Source organism: Salinirubrum litoreum, assembly GCF_020567425.1.
Lineage (GTDB): Archaea > Halobacteriota > Halobacteria > Halobacteriales > Haloferacaceae > Salinirubrum > Salinirubrum litoreum.
Genome location: NZ_JAJCVJ010000001.1, coordinates 808,940 through 827,943 on the forward strand (window position 1 = coordinate 808,940; position 19,004 = coordinate 827,943).

Consider the following 19,004-nt stretch of genomic DNA (forward strand, 5'->3'; position numbering starts at 1 on the left):
GTGCCGCCGTCGTCCTCGCGGTCGGTGGCACGCTGATCGCGTAGGGCGCGGGCGGTCGGGCAGTCCCGTGGTCGGGTCGGTCGCGCGCTACATCGACTCGGGGGCCGCGACCCCGAGGACGCCGAGCGCGTTGGCGACCGTGTGCCGGGACGCCTCCACGAGAGCGATGCGAGCGCGCTGCGTCTCCGGGTCGTCGGCCGACAACACCGGACACTCGCGGTAGAAGGCGTTGAACAGTTCCGCGAACTCCCGCGTGAACGTGGCGACGACGTGCGGTTCGAGGTCCTCGGCGGACTCCTCGATCACCGCCGGGAACCGCGCGATCTTTCTGAGCAGTGCACGCTCGTACTCGCTGTCCAGTACGTCGGGGTCGATCTCGTCCGCACCGGGCACGGCGATACCCTGTGACTCGGCCTCGTCGAGGATGCCACAACAGCGGGCGTGCACGTACTGGACGTACGGGGCCGACTGTGCCTCGAAGTCCAGTGCCTGCTCCCACTCGAAGGTGATCCCCTTCGTCGGCTGTTTCGAGACGATGTCGTACCGGACCGCGCCGATGCCGACCTGTTCGGCGATGCGGTCGACGTCATCTTCGTCCAGGTCGTCGTCACGCGACCGGGAGTCGAGGCGGCTCTCCACCTCGTCGCGGGCACGTGAGATGGCCTCGTCGAGCAAGTCGTCCAGGTCGACGCCGGTGCCCTCGCGGGTGGACATCCCACCCTCGGGCAGGTTGACCCACGAGTAGAACGTCGAGCGGAGCTGATCGGTGTCGTTGCCGAGGATTTCGAGCGCGGTTCTGAGCTGTTCGGCCTGCAGTTTGTGGTCCTCGCCCAGCACCGTCACGGCGCGGTCGAAGTTCTCGAACTTCCACTCGTGGTGGGCCAGGTCGCGGGTCGTGTAGAGACTGGTGCCGTCCGACCGCAGGAAGACGAGTTTCTTCTCGAAGCCGAACGCCGAGAGGTCGAGTTGCCACGCGTCCTCCTCGTAGACGGCGTACTCGCTGTCTTTCAGGCGCTGGACGAGGTCGTCTGCCGACCCGTCGCGCATGAACGACGACTCCTTCACGAAGGCGTCGAACTCGGCGGGCAGGCGTTCGAGCGACTGACGCATCCCGGAGAGACAGCCGTCGACCACGCGACCGACGCGCTCGAAGGCCTCGTCGTCGCCGGCTTCGAGTCCCTGCATGATGGACTCGATCTCGGCTTCGGCCCGTTCGGCGGCCGCCTCGTCGGCCGATTCGAGGAACTGGTTGCCCTTGCGGTAGTAGCGCACGAGGTCGTAGTCGGCACGGTCGCGTTCCGGGTCCGGGAGGTCGGCCTCGTCGAACCGTTCGTAGGCCCACGCGAAGACCGCGACCTGTCGGCCGGCGTCGTTGACGTAGTAGTGGCGCTCCACGTCGTTGCCGGCGAAGTCGAGGACGCGGGCGACGGCGTCGCCGAGGATCGGGTTCCGGGCGCGTCCGACGTGGATCGGGCCGGTCGGGTTCGCGGAGGTGTGCTCGACGACGACCGAGTCGCCGGTGTCTTCGAGTCGGCCCCACTCGCTGTCCTGACCGGCGTCGAGGGTGTCGGCGTAGTAGTCCTCTGACGGGTGGAAGTTGACGTAGGGGCCCTGCGCGGAGACGCCGCCGAGGTAGTCGTAGCCGGAGGGGTCGATCTCGTCGGCCACGTCGCCCGCGATCTGTGGCGGGGGTGCCCCGACCACGCCGGCGAGTCGGAAGGCGACGCTGGACGCGAGCACCGCGTCTACGTCGTCCGGCGGTTCCTCCACGCCGAGGTCGTCGGTCGGCAGATCCATCGCGGACAGCGCGTCGGCCACTGCGGCTTCGACTGCGTCCCGGAACGCTCTGAACATGGGCGTCGATTTCGCGGGGAGGCTAAATGGGTTTACGAACTTGACCCGCACCTCGGTCTTCCCCAGTCCCGACCACCGCTCCGGACCGCCCGGTGGTCTCCCTCGCACGCCCTGCTCGCGCGCGTCGGAGTCGGACTCGGAGCGCACGACAGAGCCACCGACCGCAGGCGACAGCCACCGACCGACGGATACAAACCGGTCGACACCGGACGTGTGTGTACGACACCATCCGCCTCGCCCGCACCGTCACGATTCTGTTACGCTTCTCAGTTCCGGTACGCTTAACCCACGCGAGGCCGACGGTCTACTCATGCCAGAGACGACAGCGACGCCGACCGTCGGCCACGACGAACTCGCCGCCCTGAAGTTCGTCGCGGTCGACGGGGGCTTGGCCGGTCCCGTCAAGGTCTCCTGTTCCGGGCTCGCGGGTCGGCTCGACGCCTCCAGTCAGACCGCCTCGCGGCGACTCCAGCGACTCGACGAGGCCGGTCTGCTCGACCGCGAGATCGTCAGCGACGGCCAGTGGATCGAGATCACCGACGCCGGCGAGTCGGCCCTGCGCGGCGAGTACGCCGACTACCGGCGCATCTTCGAGGACGACGCGACACTGACACTCGAGGGCACCGTCACCAGCGGGATGGGCGAGGGGCGACACTACATCTCCCTGCCGGGCTACATGGAGCAGTTCCGGGAGCGACTCGACTACGAACCGTTCGCCGGGACCCTGAACGTCGAACTGACCGAGGAGAGCGTCCGCGCCCGCGCCGGGATGGCCTCACTGGACGCGGTCTCGATCGACGGCTGGGAGGACGAGGAGCGCACCTTCGGCCCCGCCACGTGCTACGCCGCGACCATCGTCGCGGGCGACGACAGCTTCGACACCGCCCACATCATCGTCCCGGACCGAACCCACCACGACGAGACGCAACTGGAAGTGATCGCGCCCGCGAAACTCCGGGACGAACTCGGACTGGCCGACGGCGACACGATCACGGTCCGCGTGGAGGAGGTCTGACGATGGCGTCTCACGCGTCCGAGGAACCACGCGCCGCCGACTCGACCATCGCCGAGGCGGTCGCGGCGTTCCGCGAGGGCAAGCCGGTCCTGATCCACGACTTCGCCGACCGCGAGGGCGAGACCGACATCGTCTACCCGGCCGAGTCGATGACTCCCGAGGACGTGGTGCGCCTGCGGACCGACGCGGGCGGCCTGATCTGTACCGCCATCCCGGACGCGGTCGGTGCGGCCTTCGACCTCCCGTTGCTGGACGACGCGCTGGCTCACCCGTCTGCGGACGGCGGCGACCTCGGCTACGACTCGCGGTCCTCGTTCTCCCTGCCGGTGAACCACCGCGACACCTACACCGGGATCACCGACAACGACCGGTCGCTGACGATCCGGAAACTGGCGGAGGCGACCGCGAACCCGGCAGGAACCGACTTCGCGTCGGAGTTCCGGGCACCCGGTCACGTCCACGTCCTGCGGGCCGCGCCCGGCTTGCTGTCGGAGCGCAGAGGCCACACGGAACTCGGTGTCGCACTGGCGCAGGAAGCCGGCGTGACGCCCGCCGTCGTCGTCTGTGAGATGCTCGACGAGGAGACCGGCGAGGCGCTGTCACCCGCCGACGCGCAGAGCTACGCCGACCGGCACGGACTGGTGTACCTGGAAGGGTCGGCACTGGTCGAGCAGTTGGGCTGACTCGCTCGCGTCTCTCCGGCCCGACGACAACTCGCCGCCGAGTTGTCTTCCGGTACTATCGGTCGTTCACGGACGATACTCGTGCTTTTATCACCTGCCGCGCTGTTGTCCCGCGTATGAGCGGCTTCGACGACATGGACGTGGACACCATCTGGATGGACGGCGAGTTCGTGGACTGGGACGACGCCCAGATTCACGTGCTGAGCCACGGACTCCACTACGGCACCGGCGTCTTCGAGGGCGCGCGGTGTTACGACACGGAAGAGGGCCCCGCCATCTTCCGGTGGGAGGAGCACCTCGACCGCCTGTTCGCCTCGACCAAACCCTACGACATGGAGATTCCCTTCTCGCGGGAGGAACTCAGCGAGGCGACGCTCGAACTGATCCGGCGACAGAACCTCGAGTCCTGTTACATCCGGCCGATCGCCTTCTTCGGGTACCACGCGCTGGGCGTCAGCCCCGGCGAGTGTCCGACCGACGTGGCTATCGCGGCGTGGCCGTGGGGCACCTACCTCGGCGAGGAGGCACTCGAGAACGGCATCGACGTGATGGTCTCCTCGTGGCGCAAGCACGCCTCCAGCCAGATTCCGACAAACGCGAAGACGACCGGCCTGTACGTCAACTCCCTGCTCGCGGGCGAGGAAGCCCGGAGAAACGGCTACCGCGAGGCCATCGTCCTGAACAAGGAGGGCAACGTGGCCGAGGGTCCCGGCGAGAACATCTTCCTCGTCCGCGACGGCGAGATATTCACGCCCGGTCTCTCGGAGTCCATCCTCGACGGGATCACCCGCAACACGGTCATCACGCTGGCCGAGGAGCGCGGCTACGAGGTCCACGACAACGTCTCCATCTCGCGTGGCGAACTCAACACCGCCGACGAACTGTTCTTCACCGGCTCTGCGGCCGAGGTGACGCCGATCAAGCGGGTCGACAACGTGACCATCGGCAACGGCTCGCGCGGCCCCGTCACCGAGGAACTCCAGCAGGCGTTCTTCGACCTCGTGGAGCGCCGGACCGACGACCACGACGACTGGTTCACCTACGTCTGAGGTCGCGGTCGACGCACCGCGTTCCCGACGAACCGTTCTCAGCCCGCCTGCTCGTCGCCACCGTCGGGTGAGGGCGTCGGTTTCTCCTCGCCGCGTTCGTCCTCGACGTCGATGGGGATGCCCTCCTCTTTCTGCTCGGCGAACCCGGCCGAGAGGATGCGCGTCAGGGCCTCCTCGACGCGTTCGTCGGTCTCCTCCAGTCGTTCGGGTTCGACCTCCATCACGAACCCGGTGGTGATGTTCGGCGCGGTCGGCATGAAGAGCACCTCGCGGCCGTCCTCGGTCTGCTTGCCGGTCTTGAACGCCGTCATCCGGATACCGGGCCAGGTCTCCAGTCGGACCGGCTTCTGGAGGTCTTCGGTCCCGGAGAGTGCCGTCTCGACGGCGAGTTTGGAGGCGTTGTAGACGATGCGGATGACCGGCACCCGGTTGATCACGTCGTCGATGCCGGCTTCGATGAGTCGGCCGAGCGTCGTCCGCATGAGGTAGCCGACCGCCAGGACCAGCATGGCGAAGACGACGATGACGATGGCGACCCGGACGACCTCGACCGGAATCGTCCCCGCCGCGTCCTGACTGATGATGCTGGACAGAAACGGCAGACCGAGTATCTGGTTGTAGAGCCAACTGACGACGGCGGCGATGACGAGCAACGGAACGAGGACGACCAACCCACTCGCGACGTCGCGTTTCCACGAGGACATTCTCTGGTTCGTCTAACCGCCGCCTCGCTTATCAAGTCTTCTTCCCGCTCCGCAGGTGACGAGCGGCTTTACGACCGGATTCGCGGTGACCGCCGAGGACCCTCACCCGGAGACGATCGCGCGCAGGGCGAAGCCGAGGTTCTCCTTGCGCTCGCGGACGCGGCGATAGAAGTACGAGAGCCACTTGTCGCCGTAGGGTGCGTACTGCCAGACCTCGTAGCCGTCGGCCGCGAGGTCGAACTGTGCCTGTTCGCGGACGCCCATCAGCATCTGAATCTCGAAGTCGGTGCCGTACTGGTCGTGGAGGTCGGTGGCGAAGTCGATCATCGCCGGGTCGTGGCTCCCGACACCGATCCCGCCGTCGAACTCCTGGAACATGAACTCCAGATCCTCGCGGTAGGCCTCGTTCACGTCCGACTTGTCGGTGTAGGCGATGTCCGAACCTTCCTCGTAGGCCCCCTTCACGAGGCGGATCTTGCCCGGTACGCTCGCGAGTCGTTCGAGGTCGGTCTTGGTCCGGCGGAGGTTCGCCTGCACGCACAGGCCCATCCCGCCCCCGAACTCCCGGGCGAGGTCCTCGTAGGCGTCGAGCGTCGCGTCGGTCGTGGTCGCGTCCTCCATGTCACACCAGACGAACACGTCGTGCTCGTCGCCGGCTTCGGCGATGGCGCGGTACTGCTCGCGGAAGAACTCCTCGCTCACGTCGAGGCCGATCTGCGAAGGCTTGACCGAGACGCAGGCGTCCAGTCCGGTGCTGGCGATGTCGGCGATCAGTTGCCGGTAGGCGTCGGCGTCGTCGCGGGCCGGCGCTGGGTCGTCGTAGTGTTCGCCCAGCAGGTTCAGGATGACCTTCACGCCCTCGGCGTTCGTGAGTCGGGTGTGTTCGAGCGCCACGGCCGGCGTCTCCCCCGCCACGAACCGGCTGGCGATGGGTGGAATCATGTGGCAAACCTTGCGAGGGTCGGCATAAGTCAGTACCGTCTCCGGTCGTGCCGGCCGGGAGTTTCGGTCGGTCACGGAAACTGTCGACGAGGTAGTCGGTGTCGGCCCGAGTCCGCGACCGAACCACGGGAGCTTTTATCAGCCGGCTTCGACGCGGGTGTATGGTCGTCACGACGCTGGCAACCGCGCTGTGGGCGATGTTGCCCGCCTACCTGCCGAACAACGTCGCCGTCGTCGCCGGCGGTGGTCGGCCCATCGACGGCGGCCGCACGATGGGCGGCAACCGTCTGCTCGGAGACGGGAAGACGTGGCGCGGCACCGCGGTCGGGACGGTCGCCGGGACGCTGTTGGCACTCGGGCTGAACGTCGTCCACGACTCGATCGCGGGCCTGCTGGGCGTCGCACTCCCCTTCTTCCCGCTCCGGGTCGGCTTCGCACTCGCCTTCGGGGCGATGCTGGGCGACATCGGGGCGTCGTTCGTGAAACGCCGGACCGGGAGCGAACGCGGCGCGGCGTTCCCCGGACTCGACCAACTGGACTTCGTGGTCGGTGCGCTGGTGACCACGGCGGTCGTCGCGCCGGCGTGGTTCGGCGCGACGTTCACGCTCCCGGTGGTGGTTGCGGTGTTGATCGCGACGCCGGTCCTGCACGTGGTGACGAACGTCGGGGCGTACCTGCTCGGCCTGAAAGACGAGCCCTGGTGATCCGGGCGAGCGTGTCGTCGTCCGGGTGGCTGATCGCAGTCTGTCGGTCGTCTGGTCGTCGGAACCGTGCTGTCGAGTGCTCCCGGAGAGCCGTGGTCTCGACCCTGATCGCATCCGTGACCCACGGCCGCGACAGTATCCACCACCGCAGGAACCGCCTCGACACCGCACTCCGGTCCTCCTCAGCCTCGCCGGGCGCACTCGTGACCCGCCTCCCTCGCGCACCCCTGGTCTCTCCGAAGCGCACAAAGCGCACGTCGAGTCAGTCACTCGGTCACCCCGACCGCAGTCCGGAGTCGACAGCGAGTGCGCTGCTGGCGACACGGGACCGACCCGGCTTCAGATCCCCTGTCCCATCAGGTGACTCCGGAGCACGTCGGCCGTCTTGCCGCCGGACTCGGTGTTCACCAGCACGACCGTCGCGTCCGCGTCGAACTCGTCGGCCAGTTCCCACGCGCCGGCGGCCGAGGCACCGCCGGCCGCACCCATCTCCACGCCTTCCGACCCGGCGGCCGTCACGGCACTCCGGAGGATCGACTCGTCTTCGACCGCGACCGCGTCGCCGTCGCACTCGGCGAGCGCCGACACCGCGAGGTCGCCGCCGGCCGGGTCCGGAATCTCCAGTTCGCCGACGATGGTGTCCGGGTGGTCCCACGCCTCGGTCGTCTCCGCGCCGGACTCGAACGCCTCGACGACCGGGGCACAGCCCTCCGGTTGGACCGCGAACAGCCGCGGCGTCTCCTCGACCCACCCGGCCGCGACGGCCGACCGGAACCCCTCGGCCAGTCCGACCAGCACCTCGCCGGTGCCGACCGGGGTGACGACCGCGTCCGGCACCTCCCAGTCGAGGTCGGCCAGCACCTCGTAGGCCACCGTCTTCGCGCCCTCGTGCCGGTAGGGGTTCGTGAACTCCTGGAGGGAGGTCCAGTCGGTCGCCAACTGCTCCGAGACGGCCGCCAGCGCGTCCGGGTACCGCCCGCCGACGACGCGCATCTCGCCGCCGTGGACGTTGATCATCGCCTTGTTCGAGAACGGTGCACGCGAGGGGACGAAGGCGTAGGATCGCAGGTCGGCGCGGCCGGCGTACGCGGCCGCCGACTGCCCGGCGTTCCCCGGCGTGGCGTGTGCCAGCGGTTCCGGGTCCTCGCCGCCGAACTGCGCGACCGCGGTGACCGCCAGCGACAACCCTCGGTCGAGAACCGTGCCGGTCGGGTTCCGACTCTCGTCTTTGACGAGGACCGTGCCGGTGTCCAACTCGTCGGCGAGACGCGGGGCGTCCACCAGTGGCGTGTCCCCCTCCGAGATGGTGACCGCCGACTCGACCGGGAACGGCAGGAGGTCGGCGTAGCGCCACATCCCCGACCCGTCGGCCAGTTCCGCCGGGTCGGCGGGGACCGCGCCGTAGTCGTACTCGGGGGCGAGTGGTGCCCCACAGTCCGGACACCGGTCGAGGTGGTCCGGGTCGAACGTCGCGCCGCAGTCGGTGCAGGCCAGCCCACGGAACGACTCCGTCGTGTCCATGGCCGTGTCTTCGGCGCGAGCGACTAAGCCCTTCCCGTCTGTCGGTCGGAGTTGCTTTGTACGCGCCGGTCCAACGCGGTGACATGACCGACTCAGTGGTCGTCGTCGGCGGCGGACTCGCCGGACTCGTCGCGGCACGACACCTCGCCGAGGCGGGCGCGGACGTGACGCTCTACGAACAGCACGAGACGGTCGGTGGCCGCGTCCGGACCCGCGAGCGGGACGGCTTCACGCTCGACCGTGGCTTCCAGGTGCTGTTCACCGCCTACCCCGCCGTCCGGCGGGAACTGGACCTCGACGCCCTCGACCTCCGGACCTTCTCGCCGGGTGCGTGCATCTGCCGGCCCGGCAAGCGGTCGATCCTCTCGGATCCACTCCGTGAACCGACCACCATCCTCGACTCGCTGCGGAACGACGAGGTGCCCCTCTCGGACAAAGCCCGGACGCTCCTCCTTCGACAGGACCTTCGCGGCAAGAGCGAGAGCGACATCTTCGACGGCCCGGACCGGTCGATCCGACAGCACCTCTCGGAGTGGGGCTTCTCGGACGACTACGTCGAGCACTTCGTCGCGCCGTTCTACGGCGGGATCACGCTCGACCGGTCACTGGCCACCTCCAAACGCGTCTTCGAGTACACGTTCAAGGCCCTCTCCGCCGGCGAGATCGGCGTTCCCGCAGACGGGATGGGAGCGATCCCCGAGCAACTCGCCGCTCGCGCCCGCGAGGCGGGAGCCGAGATCCGAACCGGCGTCGAAGCCACCGAGGTCGTCGATCCGGCGAGTTCCGGAGGGCGTGCGATCGAGATCACCGACGGCGGCGAGTCGGAACGCCTCGACGACCTGCCGACGGACGCGGGAGACGGAGAGACCGCCGAGGCAGACAGCGACGAGACGGGCGGTTCGGTGACGGTCGAGACGAGCGAGGGGACGGTCGAGGCGGACGCGGTCGTCGTCGCCGCCGATCCGAAGCGTGCTCGCGAACTGACCGGCGTCCCGTCCATCCCGACCGAGGCTGTCTCCTCCGTGACGCAGTACTACAGCCTCCCGACCGGGACCGACCTCGGCACCGACCGGAAACTCCTCTTGAACGCGAAGGACGCCAGCCCGAACGCGGTCGTCCCGATGTCGGAGGTCGCGCCGGAGTACGCACCCGCCGGTCGAGAACTCCTCACGGCGACGTTCCTCGGGCGCGAGGCGCTGGACGCGGACGACGAGGAGTTGTTCACCGCCACCCGGCGCGCGCTGGCGGCGTGGTACCCCGAACGCGACTTCGAGGACCTCGACGTGGTGGCGACCGACAGGATCGAGTTCGCGCAGTTCGCCCAACCGCCGGGTGTCCACGACGACCTGCCCTCGGCGCGCACGGCCGGCGGCAACACCTATCTCGCGGGCGACTACACCGGGTGGTCGTCGATCAACGCCGCGATGAAGAGTGGCCGACTGGCCGCCAGTGCGGTGCTGGCGGATCGCTGAGTCGGGGGAGACGGGCCGACCGCCAGCCGTCTGTCGCCTGCCGCTCATCGCCGACCGCTACCAGTCGACGCTGGCGTACTTGTTCGACAGACTCTCCACGAAGACGAACGCCGAGAGCAGTTGGAGGACGACCGCCCCGAGCAGCGAGACGACCATGATCGTGCCGAGCGACAACGGCAGGTTCGAGGCCGCGAAGGGGTCGGCACCCATCACGTCGACGTACGACGCGACCGCGCTCGCCCCGCCGAAGCCGAGTGCGAAGCCGGCGTGGGTGATGGCGACCGCGAGCGTGGCGGTGCCGAGTCCGAGAGTCGAACAGACGTTCTCGGCGGCGAGCAACTGCTCGGCTTCGAACTCCGAGATGTTCGGTTCGCGTGCGAGTCGCCGCACCGCCACGCCGGCGTGCCCCAGTCCCGTGAGAACGAGCAGGAGCGCGCCGGCGAAGCCGAGGACCGCGAGTTTCGGCGACGCGAGTGCCAACTCGCCGGTGAGATACTGCATCCGTGTGGAGTCCGGGAGCGCGGCCGCGATAGGTAACAGCGCAGCGAGCGACAGCAGGAGGTAGCTCTGCCACGCGAGCTTTCGGTGGATCGCCTGTTTGAACACGCCGAACCGAAGCGCCCGGAGTCGGTCGTAGGTCGACTCGCCGAGGACGGCGTCGGTGATCGGGTCGTCTGACTTCCCCATACAGGTGGTCGTCTCTCGGCAACCCTATATCACGCTTTCGGCCGATAGAGCGCCTCTCAGGTGTATTTAGTTTAGTTTCCGAGAGGAGTTAAGATCGGGTTAACTCGTCGATCGCCGGACACGATCGACCGACAGCGTCGGCCCGGGAGTCCTCACGGGACCCCGATACCGATGCAAAACACTACCTTCCCGATCCGCGTTACGCGACCTATGACTGCCGACTCGCCAGATGCGGACGTACCGGAGCAGACCTCGCCGGGGTCCGGCGGAGACGTGGCCGTCCCGGACCGCCAGTGGTGGAAGGAGGCTGTCGTCTACCAGATCTATCCGCGAAGTTTCCGCGACACCGACGGCGACGGAATCGGCGACCTCGCCGGGATCACCGAGCAGGTGCCGTACCTCGCCGACCTCGGTGTGGACGTGGTCTGGCTCTGTCCGGTCTACGACTCGCCGAACGCCGACAACGGCTACGACATCCGGGACTATCGCGCCGTCCACGAGGAGTTCGGGACGATGGCCGACTGGGAGGCGCTCCTCGCCGAACTCCACGACCACGACGTGCGCCTGCTGATGGACCTCGTCGTCAACCACACCTCCGACGAACACGAGTGGTTCCAGCGCTCTCGCCGAGAGGAAGACGGGTACGAGGACTACTACTACTGGCGCGACGGCGTGCCGGCGGAGTCGGTCGACTACGAGGTCGCGTGGGAGGGTGGCCCAGTGGGGGAAGCGCCGCCGAACAACTGGGAGTCGTTCATGGGCGGGTCGGCGTGGAGCTACGACGACCTGCGCGAACAGTGGTACCTCCACGTCTTCGACGAGAAACAGCCCGATCTGAACTGGCGGACGCCGGCAGTCCGACAGGAGGTCGACGACCTCGTCGAGTGGTGGCTGGCGAAGGGAATCGACGGCTTCCGGATGGACGCGATCAACTACATCTCGAAGGCCGAGGGCCTGCCGGACGGCGACCCCGAGAACTTCCCTATCGGCGTCGAGCAGTTCGGGCACGGTCCGCGCATCCACGAGTACCTGCGAGGGCTGTACGACCGTGTGCTGTCGCGCTACGACGCGATGACGGTCGCGGAGATGGCCGACACGAGCGTCGACCTCGCAGAGGAGTACCTCGGCGAGGACGGCGACGGGCTGAGCATGATCTTCCACTTCGAGCACATGGAACTCGATCTGAGTCCCGAGGGCCGGTGGGACCACGAGGGGTGGGGCGAGTGGGACCTCACGGATCTGAAAGAGACCACGGCCCGGTGGCAGACCGATCTGGAATCGGGGTGGAACTCGGTGTATCTCGGCAACCACGACCAGCCCCGGATCGTCTCCCGGTTCGGCGACGACGGCGAGTACCGCCGAGCGTCGGCGACCCTGCTCGCCACCTTCCTGCTCACGAGTCGCGGGACGCCCTACGTCTATCAGGGCGAGGAGATCGGGATGACGAACGCCGACTTCGCCTCCATCGACGACCTCGACGATCCGATGACCATCGCGCCGGTCCGCGAGAAGATCGAGTCGGGCGAAGTCGACTCCTACGAGGACCTCCGCGCGTTCGTGAACTACGTCTCGCGGGACCACGCCCGGACGCCCATGCAGTGGTCGGCCGACGAACACGCCGGCTTCACGGACGGCGAACCGTGGTTCGCGCTCAACGACAACTACGACGAGATCAACGTCGAGGCGGCGCTGGCCGACGAGACCTCGATCTGGTACCACTACCGCGACCTGATCGCGCTCCGGCACGCCGAAGACGTGCTGGTGTACGGCGACTTCGAACTCCTGCTTCCCGACCACGAGCAGTTCTACGCCTACCTGCGGACGCTCGGCGAGGATCGGGTGCTGGTCGTCCTCAACTGGTCCGGCGAGTCGCCGACGTTCGATCCCGACGCCGACCTCGGGGGCGACGCGAGCGAGATACTCCACTCGAACTACGCCGACAGCCCGATCAGTCCGGACGGGGCCGACTTCCGACCCTACGAAGCAGTCGTCTACCGGCTCTAAATCGTCGTTTGGAGGCAGTTCGGCAGAGACCTACAGCATGCGGCGGAAGCGCCCGAGTTCCGGGAACGCCAGCGACTCACCCGCGTCCGCGTCGTAGACGACCGGACGAAGCTCGTTCACTCGGCGGATCAGCGGCGACTGGAAGTCGCTGGCGCGCATCCCGTTGATCTCCACGCCGGCCGCGAGACTCGTGAACGCCGGGAGCAGCACCACGTCGCGGTTGCGGTAGACGCCCTCGCCGAACAGGAAACAGGGCCGGCGCTGGCCCTCGATGTTGATCGTCGGGTGGTCGTGCCCGATCACGTAGCAAGCCGGAGTCTCTGTCCCGTCTAGTTTCGGTTCCTCGTGGCCGTGACAGACGAGGACGTCGTAGTCCGGCCGAGATGGATCGACAGCTTCGATCCGATAGCTGTCGTGCACCTCGCCGTCCCACACCGAGTCGAGCATCGCGTCGTGGTTCCCGGCGACGAGCACCGGGGTCGCCCCCGCCTCGCGGCACGCCTCGGTGAGGTCCCGCAGACGTTCCGCGATGCCGTAGCTCGCGCTATCGAACTGGTGGAGCACGTCGCCCGCGAACACGACCTCGCTCGGTTCGCAGGTAGCCAACAGGGCTGTCAGTCGATCCTGCAGATCGGTCGACTCGCCGAGTGGGAACTCGACCTCGCTGGCCTCGTCTCGGCCGACGTGGGTGTCCGCGAGGACCAGCGTCTCGGTCGCCGGGAGGTAGACGGCACGGTCCAGAAACTCGATCCAGTCCACGTCCGGAGGTCGGCCGCGACCGGCAAAGCCGTGACGACTCGGGCAGTCCGGTGACGGCTGTCGGGTCAGCCCGCACCGAGACCGGACACCGAGACGGGAGGCTTTTCTTGCCTCCCCCCGAGCCTTCGCGCATGGCAGACGCCCTGAAAGACAAGCGGACCGCGACCCGGTTCCGCGTGCTCGTCGAGATCGCGGACCGCCAGCCAGCCGTCAGTCAGGGCGAGATCGCCGACGCGGTCGGCATCACGAGCCAAGCCGTCAGCGAGTACATCCGCGAACTCGGCGACGAGGGCTACGTCGAGAAGGAGGGTCGCTCGCGCTACCGAGTCACGAAGGAGGGCGTCGACTGGCTCTTAAGAGAGGCGAAGTCGATCCGCCGATTCGCCGACCACGTCACCGAGGACGTCCTGGAGACGGTCGAGGAGGACGCCGCCATCGCCACGGCCGACATCGAGACCGGCGACACGGTGACCCTCTCGATTCAGCGTGGCCTGCTCCACGCGACACCGGGCGACGAGGGGCCGGCGACCGGCGTGGCGACCACCGACGCCGAGGCCGGGACCGACGTGAGCGTCACGGGCTTCGAGGGGATCATCGACATCGAGTCCGGGAGCGTGACGCTGTTCCAACTCCCGCCGGTTCGGTCCGGCGGGAGTCGGACGGCCGACAGTGAGGCGCTCCGAGACGCCTGCGAGGCGGCCGATCTGGTCGTCGCGGCCGGCGTCGAGTCGGTCGTCGCGCTCCGGCAAGCCGGTGTAGAGCCGACGGTGACGGTCGCCGCCGGCGAGATCGCAGCGGCGGCCGCGCCGGTCGGACTCGACGTCGTCGCGGTCGTCACCACCGAGGCGTTCGGTCGCGTCACCGACGCGCTCCGCGACGCAGAGGTGGCCTACGAGGTCGCGGATACGTAGGCAGAGGTCGCGGATACGGTGGACGAGGAGAACGAACGAGGCTGTAGTGACAGTCGGAGGAGAGTCGGCGCGGAGTCAGTCGGCGTGGTCTTTGGCGATCTGGTAGGCGTCGCGGAGTCGCTGGAACTCCTCACGGTCGCCACCCTGATCCGGGTGGACCGACTTCACGCGATCGCGATAGGCGGTTCTGATCGCGTCCCTGTCGGCGGTCGTCGGCAGTTCGAGGTGGTCGAAGGCCGCAGACACCGGATCGTCCAACTCCTCGATCTCGGGTTCCAGATCCGGCACGTCGAAGGGGAGGCGTCTCCCGAGGTGGATCGCCGGCATCTCGTGTTCACACAGCACCGCGAAGCCGCCGGCACGCTCGATGACGAAGTACGCCTGCGCGTCGAACGTGATCGCCACGTCACGCTCGGGGAGGTAGAAGGCGACCGTGTGGCCGTACACCGAGTGGTCCTCGTGGAATCGCTCGTCGATCCGGCGGAGGTAGTCTCTGATCTCGGCTCTCCTGCGGTCGGTCCCGTCGACGCGCGGGCCGGTCGCGTGCGACTGGCCGGGGAACAATCGGCCCCCGACGACGAACACGCCGGCGACCGCGACGGAGGCGACGACACCGAGACCCAGTCCGACGAGGAGCCACGGCGGGAACAGCGAGAGCCACTCCGGAAGCACGGACATCCCTTAGCATCGGGGGCTAAAGAATGACTCGCTACCGCTCGTGGCGACGGTCGGCGTCTCCCGAGACACGCCGAGACAGCAGTCGGGGCGCGACTCGGCGCTCGGCCTGCACACTCCGGGTCGCCCTTTTCCCCCTGCCCCGCCTCTGTCCACGCATGCGACCGATCCGATTCGAGGAGGCCGACTCGGCCGACAGAACCGCCATCGGTGAGGGGTTGACACGGCTCGCGGTCCGGGCGAACCGACTGGAGACGGGGCGGGAGGGGGCGAAGTACTACCTCCGGCACGACGACGGCTGTGGCGTCTGTGGCCGCCGCATCGAGGCCGGCGACAGCTTCTACCTCGACGCCGACAGCGGCGAAGTTCTCTGTGCGGACCACGGCGAACAGCGGCGAGCGCCGGCAGACGCCGAGGAGTGAGGCCGAGTACGCGGGCGACACCGAGTCGAACGCCGTGAACTGGCTGACGGCCAGTGGAACGGGTGGTCTCCAACTGGAACAGAGTCGCCGGGGCCGCGAGGAGTTCGGCCGAGTCGTCGCCGACGTCGTGGCGGAACTGGTCGACCGACCCGCTCTTATCCGAACACCTGCCGGAACAGACCGGCCTGTCCGCGCCGGAGACGTTCGAGAAACGCCGACTTGCTGATCCCGATCGCCTCGGCGACCTCGCTCGCGGTCGTCTCGCGCGGGACCGCGAAGTAGCCCATGTCGAGAGCCGTGCGGATCGCGGTCTCCTGTCGCGGTGTCACGTCCCAGCGACCGGCCGGGGTCCCGGCCTCCTCGGGACCGAGTGGGTAGACGCGCTCCAGCGTGACGCCCACCGTGTCGCCGGCCGCTTCGAGCACTCCCTGTAGCACGTCGTAGCCGACGACCGCCCCGACGTAGCGTTCCGCGCCGTCCTCGTAGGTGATCGACTCGACGACGAGTCCGGCGTTCGTCAGGTCGTGGACGACACAGGGCGCTTTCGAGAGACACCGATAGTCGTCTCTGCCGGTCGGATCTGTCCCCGCCGGGTCGCTCTCCCCCCCACCTACCGCGTGACGACCGCGCCCGTCTCTGCCACCACGCGACCGGTGGAGGTAGCGAATCCGGTCGTCGGCGTCCAGTGTCGCCGCGAGGTCGTCGCTCGCGGGTGCAGAGAAGTGCAGGAGGTCGTTGCCGTCCGCCCGCGCCTGCGGCGGGGTACACTCGATTCGGATGCCGACTTCGCGGGACGCGGCGGCAAGCGGGCAGTCGTCGCCCGTCACCCGACACTCGACGACCAGACACTCCTCGATCATCACCGCAGTATCGCGGGGTAGAATATTTAAATCCCGTCTATAGACGGGCCAAATCGTATGCACCACAGAAGGTAACGGTCTATCATGGACGTAGACGAGGTCATCGAGCGGGCCGGCCCGAGACAGTTCGGGCCGAAAGACGACATGCCCGAGGAGTACCGGAAGGCGGCGACCCGGATGATCCAGTTCCACGCCAACAGCGAGGTGATGGGCGGCTATCTGGACAAGGAGTTCACTCGAAAAGCGCCGAGTCTGGACCGGAAACTCGCCGCCAGTGCGAAGTGCCAAGACGAGATCGGGCACGCGCAACTGCTCTATCGGGCGGCAGAAGCACTCGGCGTGAAGTCGCGCGACCAGATGCTGGACGAACTGGCGACCGGCGAGGGGAAGTTCCTCAACTGCTTCCACTACCCGGTCGACTCGTGGTACGAAGCGCCGATGATCGACTTCTTCGTCGACGGCGCGGCGATGCGCCGGCAGGCGACGCTCAAGCGCACCTCCTGGGAACCGTACGCCCACGCGATGGACAAGGTCTGTTTCGAGGAGGGGTTCCACGTCAAACACGGCGAGGACATCCTGCGGGAACTGATGGGCTCCTCGAAGGCGAACCGCGAGCGCACACAGGAGACGTTCGAGGAGTGGTGGCCGCGCATCCTCCAGTTCTTCGGGCCGACGAACGACCAGAGTACCCACCACGACTTCGCCAGCAAGACCGGCCTGAAGACGATGACCAACGACGAACTCCGGAACGCCTTCCTCAACGCATACATGCCGAAGGCGCGGAAGTACGGACTGGAGATTCCCGACGAGCCACGCATCCGGGAGCGCGACGACGGGACCTACGAGGTCGTCGAGGACGACCTGAACTGGGACGAGTTCTGGACCATCGCGAAGAACGAATCCGACGGAAGCCACGAACAGATCGGCTCGCGGCGACGGCGACAGGAGGCCGTCTCGTGGGTTCGGACCGCACTCGACGCGGGTGAGACCGCCGGCGCGGGCACGACCCCGCAGGCGGCCGACTGACCATGATCTTCGAAGTCTTCAGACAGGAGAAGCCGGGCGACTACCACCGGCACGTCGGCAACGTCCACGCGCCGGATCGGGAGATGGCGAAGCTGTTCGCCCAGATCCAGCACGGTCGCCGGATGCAGACCAACTCGCTGTGGGTCGTTCCCCAGGACGAGGTGAGCGAGGTCGACACCGACGAGGCGACCTTCGGCGGGCGCACCGACAAGGCGTACCGGTGGGCGATGACGTACAACCGGGTCGACGCGAGTTTCGCGGAGGAGGTCGCCGACTCGGAGGACGAACAGCGCGAGGCCGCGAAGAAGCGCCAGGAGGCGGACTCGTGACGGACTCGTACACGACACCCGGCGACCTGAACGAGACCGAGCAGTCGGCACTGGAGGAACTGCTCTTTCGACTGGCAGACGACGAGTACGTCGCCGCCGAGCGGTACGTCGAGTGGCAGATCTTCGCGCCGACGCTCGAATCCGACCTCGCGCTGGCGAACATCGCACAGGACGAGTACGGCCACGCTCGACTCTGGTACGATCTCCTGCAGGAGTTCGGCTACCGCGAGGCGGACCTGCTGTGGGAGCGCGATCCGGCCGACTTCCGGCACGCGACGCTGGTCGAACAACCTTTCGCGGAGGGCGACTGGGGGGACGCAGTCGTGCGATCCTACCTCTACGACACCGCCGAGATTCTGCGGCTGGAGGCGTTGACCGACACGAGCTACGAACCCCTCGCGGATCGCGTCCCGAAGGCCATCGACGAGGAGAGCTACCACCGCGAGCACGCCCAGTCGTGGTTGGAGCGACTGACGGTCGGCACCGACGACACCGAGTCCGCAGAGTCGGCGGACGCTGTGGGCGCGAGTGAGGACGCGCCGGATCGTGACGCCCACAGGAAGGTGCAGGGCGCACTGGATCGACTCTTCCCGCACGCACTGACGCTCTTCGAACCGGGCGAGTACGCCGAGGAGATCGTCGCGTTCGGCTTCCAGACCGAGACGCTGGGCGAGATGCGCGACCAGTGGCTCGACACGACGATCCCGTATCTGGAGTCGCTCGGGCTGACGGTGCCCGACCCGGCGGACGCAGAGCGCCCGACAGCGCGAGGCCGCGACGGGAGTCACACCGACGCGTGGTTCGACCTGCACGCGGAGTTCACCGCGACGTACCACGAACTGAACTTCGACGAGCCGACCCGCCTGCGAGGTGAGGAGGCGTGAGTACCGACGACTCGCCCTCGGGCGTCGGACCCGAAGGAGCCGAACTGGCGTCGGAGGCGACGGCCGACGCCACCGATAGCGCGGACGCCGACGACCTCACGCCGGACTACGACTCGGACGCCTGCGCCTACACCGACTACGAACGCGGCGAGGCACCGGCAGAGTACCCGAAAGACGGGTCGGGTGCGACCGGCGTCGACGCGGACGTCTGGGCCGCACTCCGAGAGGTCGAGGATCCCGAGATGCCGGTCAGCGTGGTCGATCTCGGACTCATCTACGACGTGGCGGTCGAGGACGGCCACGCGCTGGTGGAGATGACGCTGACCTACTCGGGGTGTCCCGCGCGGGACATGCTGATGAACGACGTGCGGTGTGCCGCGATGACCGCGCCCGGTGTGGAGAACGCCGAGGTGCAACTGCGCTACTCGCCGACGTGGTGTGTCGACATGGTGACGCCGGAGGGTCGTGAGGCCCTGCGGGAGTTCGGCCTGAGTGTGTGAGGT

General features: G+C 67.8%; 20 protein-coding genes. 12 read left to right on the top strand and 8 right to left on the bottom strand.

The features are described 5' to 3' along the window. Window positions 1-87 precede the first annotated feature (87 nt). Window positions 88-1,854 carry an arginine--tRNA ligase gene (argS, locus tag LI337_RS03915; protein ID WP_227228411.1) on the bottom strand — a complete coding sequence of 589 codons (1,767 nt, stop codon included), beginning with the start codon at window positions 1,852-1,854 and terminating at the stop codon, window positions 88-90. 310 nt (window positions 1,855-2,164) lie between these two features. Here argS and LI337_RS03920 point away from each other — a divergent pair, with 310 nt between their 5' ends. From LI337_RS03920 to LI337_RS03930, 3 genes are all read left to right on the top strand, one after another. Continuing rightward, the gene (locus LI337_RS03920) at window positions 2,165-2,869 is read left to right on the top strand and encodes a CTP-dependent riboflavin kinase (protein ID WP_227228412.1); all 705 of its coding nucleotides are present in this window, start codon (window positions 2,165-2,167) and stop codon (window positions 2,867-2,869) included. A gap of 2 nt (window positions 2,870-2,871) precedes the next feature. Further along, the gene (ribB, locus tag LI337_RS03925) at window positions 2,872-3,552 is read left to right on the top strand and encodes a 3,4-dihydroxy-2-butanone-4-phosphate synthase (RefSeq protein WP_227228413.1); all 681 of its coding nucleotides are present in this window, start codon (window positions 2,872-2,874) and stop codon (window positions 3,550-3,552) included. A gap of 116 nt (window positions 3,553-3,668) precedes the next feature. Next, window positions 3,669-4,601, top strand: a complete 933-nt coding sequence (locus LI337_RS03930) for a branched-chain amino acid transaminase (protein WP_227228414.1) — start codon at window positions 3,669-3,671, stop codon at window positions 4,599-4,601. Window positions 4,602-4,639: 38 nt separating this feature from the next. Here LI337_RS03930 and LI337_RS03935 read toward each other — a convergent pair whose 3' ends face one another. Continuing rightward, window positions 4,640-5,305: a DUF502 domain-containing protein gene (locus LI337_RS03935; RefSeq protein ID WP_227228415.1), complete on the bottom strand. Its 666-nt coding sequence runs from the start codon at window positions 5,303-5,305 to the stop codon at window positions 4,640-4,642. Window positions 5,306-5,407: 102 nt separating this feature from the next. After that, entirely contained in the window at window positions 5,408-6,247 is an 840-nt protein-coding gene (locus tag LI337_RS03940) for a proline dehydrogenase family protein (RefSeq protein WP_227228416.1), read from the bottom strand. Between the two features lie 161 nt (window positions 6,248-6,408). On the opposite strand from LI337_RS03940, the gene LI337_RS03945 reads away from it, so the two are divergent. Beyond that, on the top strand, window positions 6,409-6,951 hold the full coding sequence (locus tag LI337_RS03945; protein WP_227228417.1) for a CDP-2,3-bis-(O-geranylgeranyl)-sn-glycerol synthase: 543 nt from the start codon (window positions 6,409-6,411) through the stop codon (window positions 6,949-6,951). A gap of 339 nt (window positions 6,952-7,290) precedes the next feature. On the opposite strand, the gene LI337_RS03950 is transcribed toward LI337_RS03945, so the two are convergent. Then, window positions 7,291-8,472, bottom strand: a complete 1,182-nt coding sequence (locus LI337_RS03950; RefSeq protein ID WP_227228418.1) for a threonine synthase — start codon at window positions 8,470-8,472, stop codon at window positions 7,291-7,293. Between the two features lie 83 nt (window positions 8,473-8,555). On the opposite strand from LI337_RS03950, the gene LI337_RS03955 reads away from it, so the two are divergent. Further along, entirely contained in the window at window positions 8,556-9,944 is a 1,389-nt protein-coding gene (locus LI337_RS03955; RefSeq protein ID WP_227228419.1) for an NAD(P)/FAD-dependent oxidoreductase, read from the top strand. Window positions 9,945-10,001: 57 nt separating this feature from the next. Here LI337_RS03955 and LI337_RS03960 read toward each other — a convergent pair whose 3' ends face one another. Beyond that, complete coding sequence (locus tag LI337_RS03960) at window positions 10,002-10,631, bottom strand: hypothetical protein (protein WP_227228420.1); 630 nt, start codon at window positions 10,629-10,631, stop codon at window positions 10,002-10,004. A 210-nt stretch (window positions 10,632-10,841) separates the two neighbouring features. Here LI337_RS03960 and LI337_RS03965 point away from each other — a divergent pair, with 210 nt between their 5' ends. Beyond that, a complete protein-coding gene (locus tag LI337_RS03965; RefSeq protein ID WP_227228421.1) occupies window positions 10,842-12,635 on the top strand; it encodes a glycoside hydrolase family 13 protein in 1,794 nt (597 codons plus the stop codon). 30 nt (window positions 12,636-12,665) lie between these two features. Here LI337_RS03965 and LI337_RS03970 read toward each other — a convergent pair whose 3' ends face one another. Then, the gene (locus LI337_RS03970; protein WP_227228422.1) at window positions 12,666-13,394 is read right to left on the bottom strand and encodes a metallophosphoesterase; all 729 of its coding nucleotides are present in this window, start codon (window positions 13,392-13,394) and stop codon (window positions 12,666-12,668) included. 131 nt (window positions 13,395-13,525) lie between these two features. Between LI337_RS03970 and LI337_RS03975 the strand changes: the two genes are divergently transcribed. Then, on the top strand, window positions 13,526-14,305 hold the full coding sequence (locus tag LI337_RS03975) for a DUF7839 domain-containing protein (RefSeq protein ID WP_227228423.1): 780 nt from the start codon (window positions 13,526-13,528) through the stop codon (window positions 14,303-14,305). A 75-nt stretch (window positions 14,306-14,380) separates the two neighbouring features. Here the strand turns inward: LI337_RS03975 and LI337_RS03980 are convergent, their stop codons facing one another. Then, window positions 14,381-14,977: a J domain-containing protein gene (locus LI337_RS03980; protein ID WP_345777736.1), complete on the bottom strand. Its 597-nt coding sequence runs from the start codon at window positions 14,975-14,977 to the stop codon at window positions 14,381-14,383. A gap of 161 nt (window positions 14,978-15,138) precedes the next feature. Between LI337_RS03980 and LI337_RS03985 the strand changes: the two genes are divergently transcribed. Continuing rightward, window positions 15,139-15,402 carry a DUF8075 family protein gene (locus tag LI337_RS03985; protein ID WP_227228425.1) on the top strand — a complete coding sequence of 88 codons (264 nt, stop codon included), beginning with the start codon at window positions 15,139-15,141 and terminating at the stop codon, window positions 15,400-15,402. A 155-nt stretch (window positions 15,403-15,557) separates the two neighbouring features. Here LI337_RS03985 and LI337_RS03990 read toward each other — a convergent pair whose 3' ends face one another. Further along, on the bottom strand, window positions 15,558-16,262 hold the full coding sequence (locus LI337_RS03990) for a helix-turn-helix domain-containing protein (protein WP_227228426.1): 705 nt from the start codon (window positions 16,260-16,262) through the stop codon (window positions 15,558-15,560). 84 nt (window positions 16,263-16,346) lie between these two features. Here LI337_RS03990 and LI337_RS03995 point away from each other — a divergent pair, with 84 nt between their 5' ends. The 4 genes from LI337_RS03995 to paaD are packed head-to-tail and all read left to right on the top strand — an operon-like array spanning window position 16,347 to window position 19,001. Beyond that, on the top strand, window positions 16,347-17,288 hold the full coding sequence (locus tag LI337_RS03995; protein WP_227228427.1) for a Phenylacetic acid catabolic protein: 942 nt from the start codon (window positions 16,347-16,349) through the stop codon (window positions 17,286-17,288). A gap of 2 nt (window positions 17,289-17,290) precedes the next feature. Then, window positions 17,291-17,617 carry a 1,2-phenylacetyl-CoA epoxidase subunit PaaB gene (gene paaB, locus LI337_RS04000; protein WP_227228428.1) on the top strand — a complete coding sequence of 109 codons (327 nt, stop codon included), beginning with the start codon at window positions 17,291-17,293 and terminating at the stop codon, window positions 17,615-17,617. Then, entirely contained in the window at window positions 17,614-18,501 is an 888-nt protein-coding gene (gene paaC / locus LI337_RS04005; RefSeq protein ID WP_227228429.1) for a 1,2-phenylacetyl-CoA epoxidase subunit PaaC, read from the top strand. Before paaB ends, paaC begins: the two co-directional genes overlap by 4 nt. Beyond that, window positions 18,498-19,001 (top strand): 1,2-phenylacetyl-CoA epoxidase subunit PaaD, encoded by a 504-nt coding sequence (gene paaD, locus LI337_RS04010; protein WP_227228430.1) that lies wholly within the window; start codon window positions 18,498-18,500, stop codon window positions 18,999-19,001. The genes paaC and paaD overlap by 4 nt, the downstream gene beginning before the upstream one ends. The last annotated feature ends 3 nt before the right edge of the window (window positions 19,002-19,004 follow it).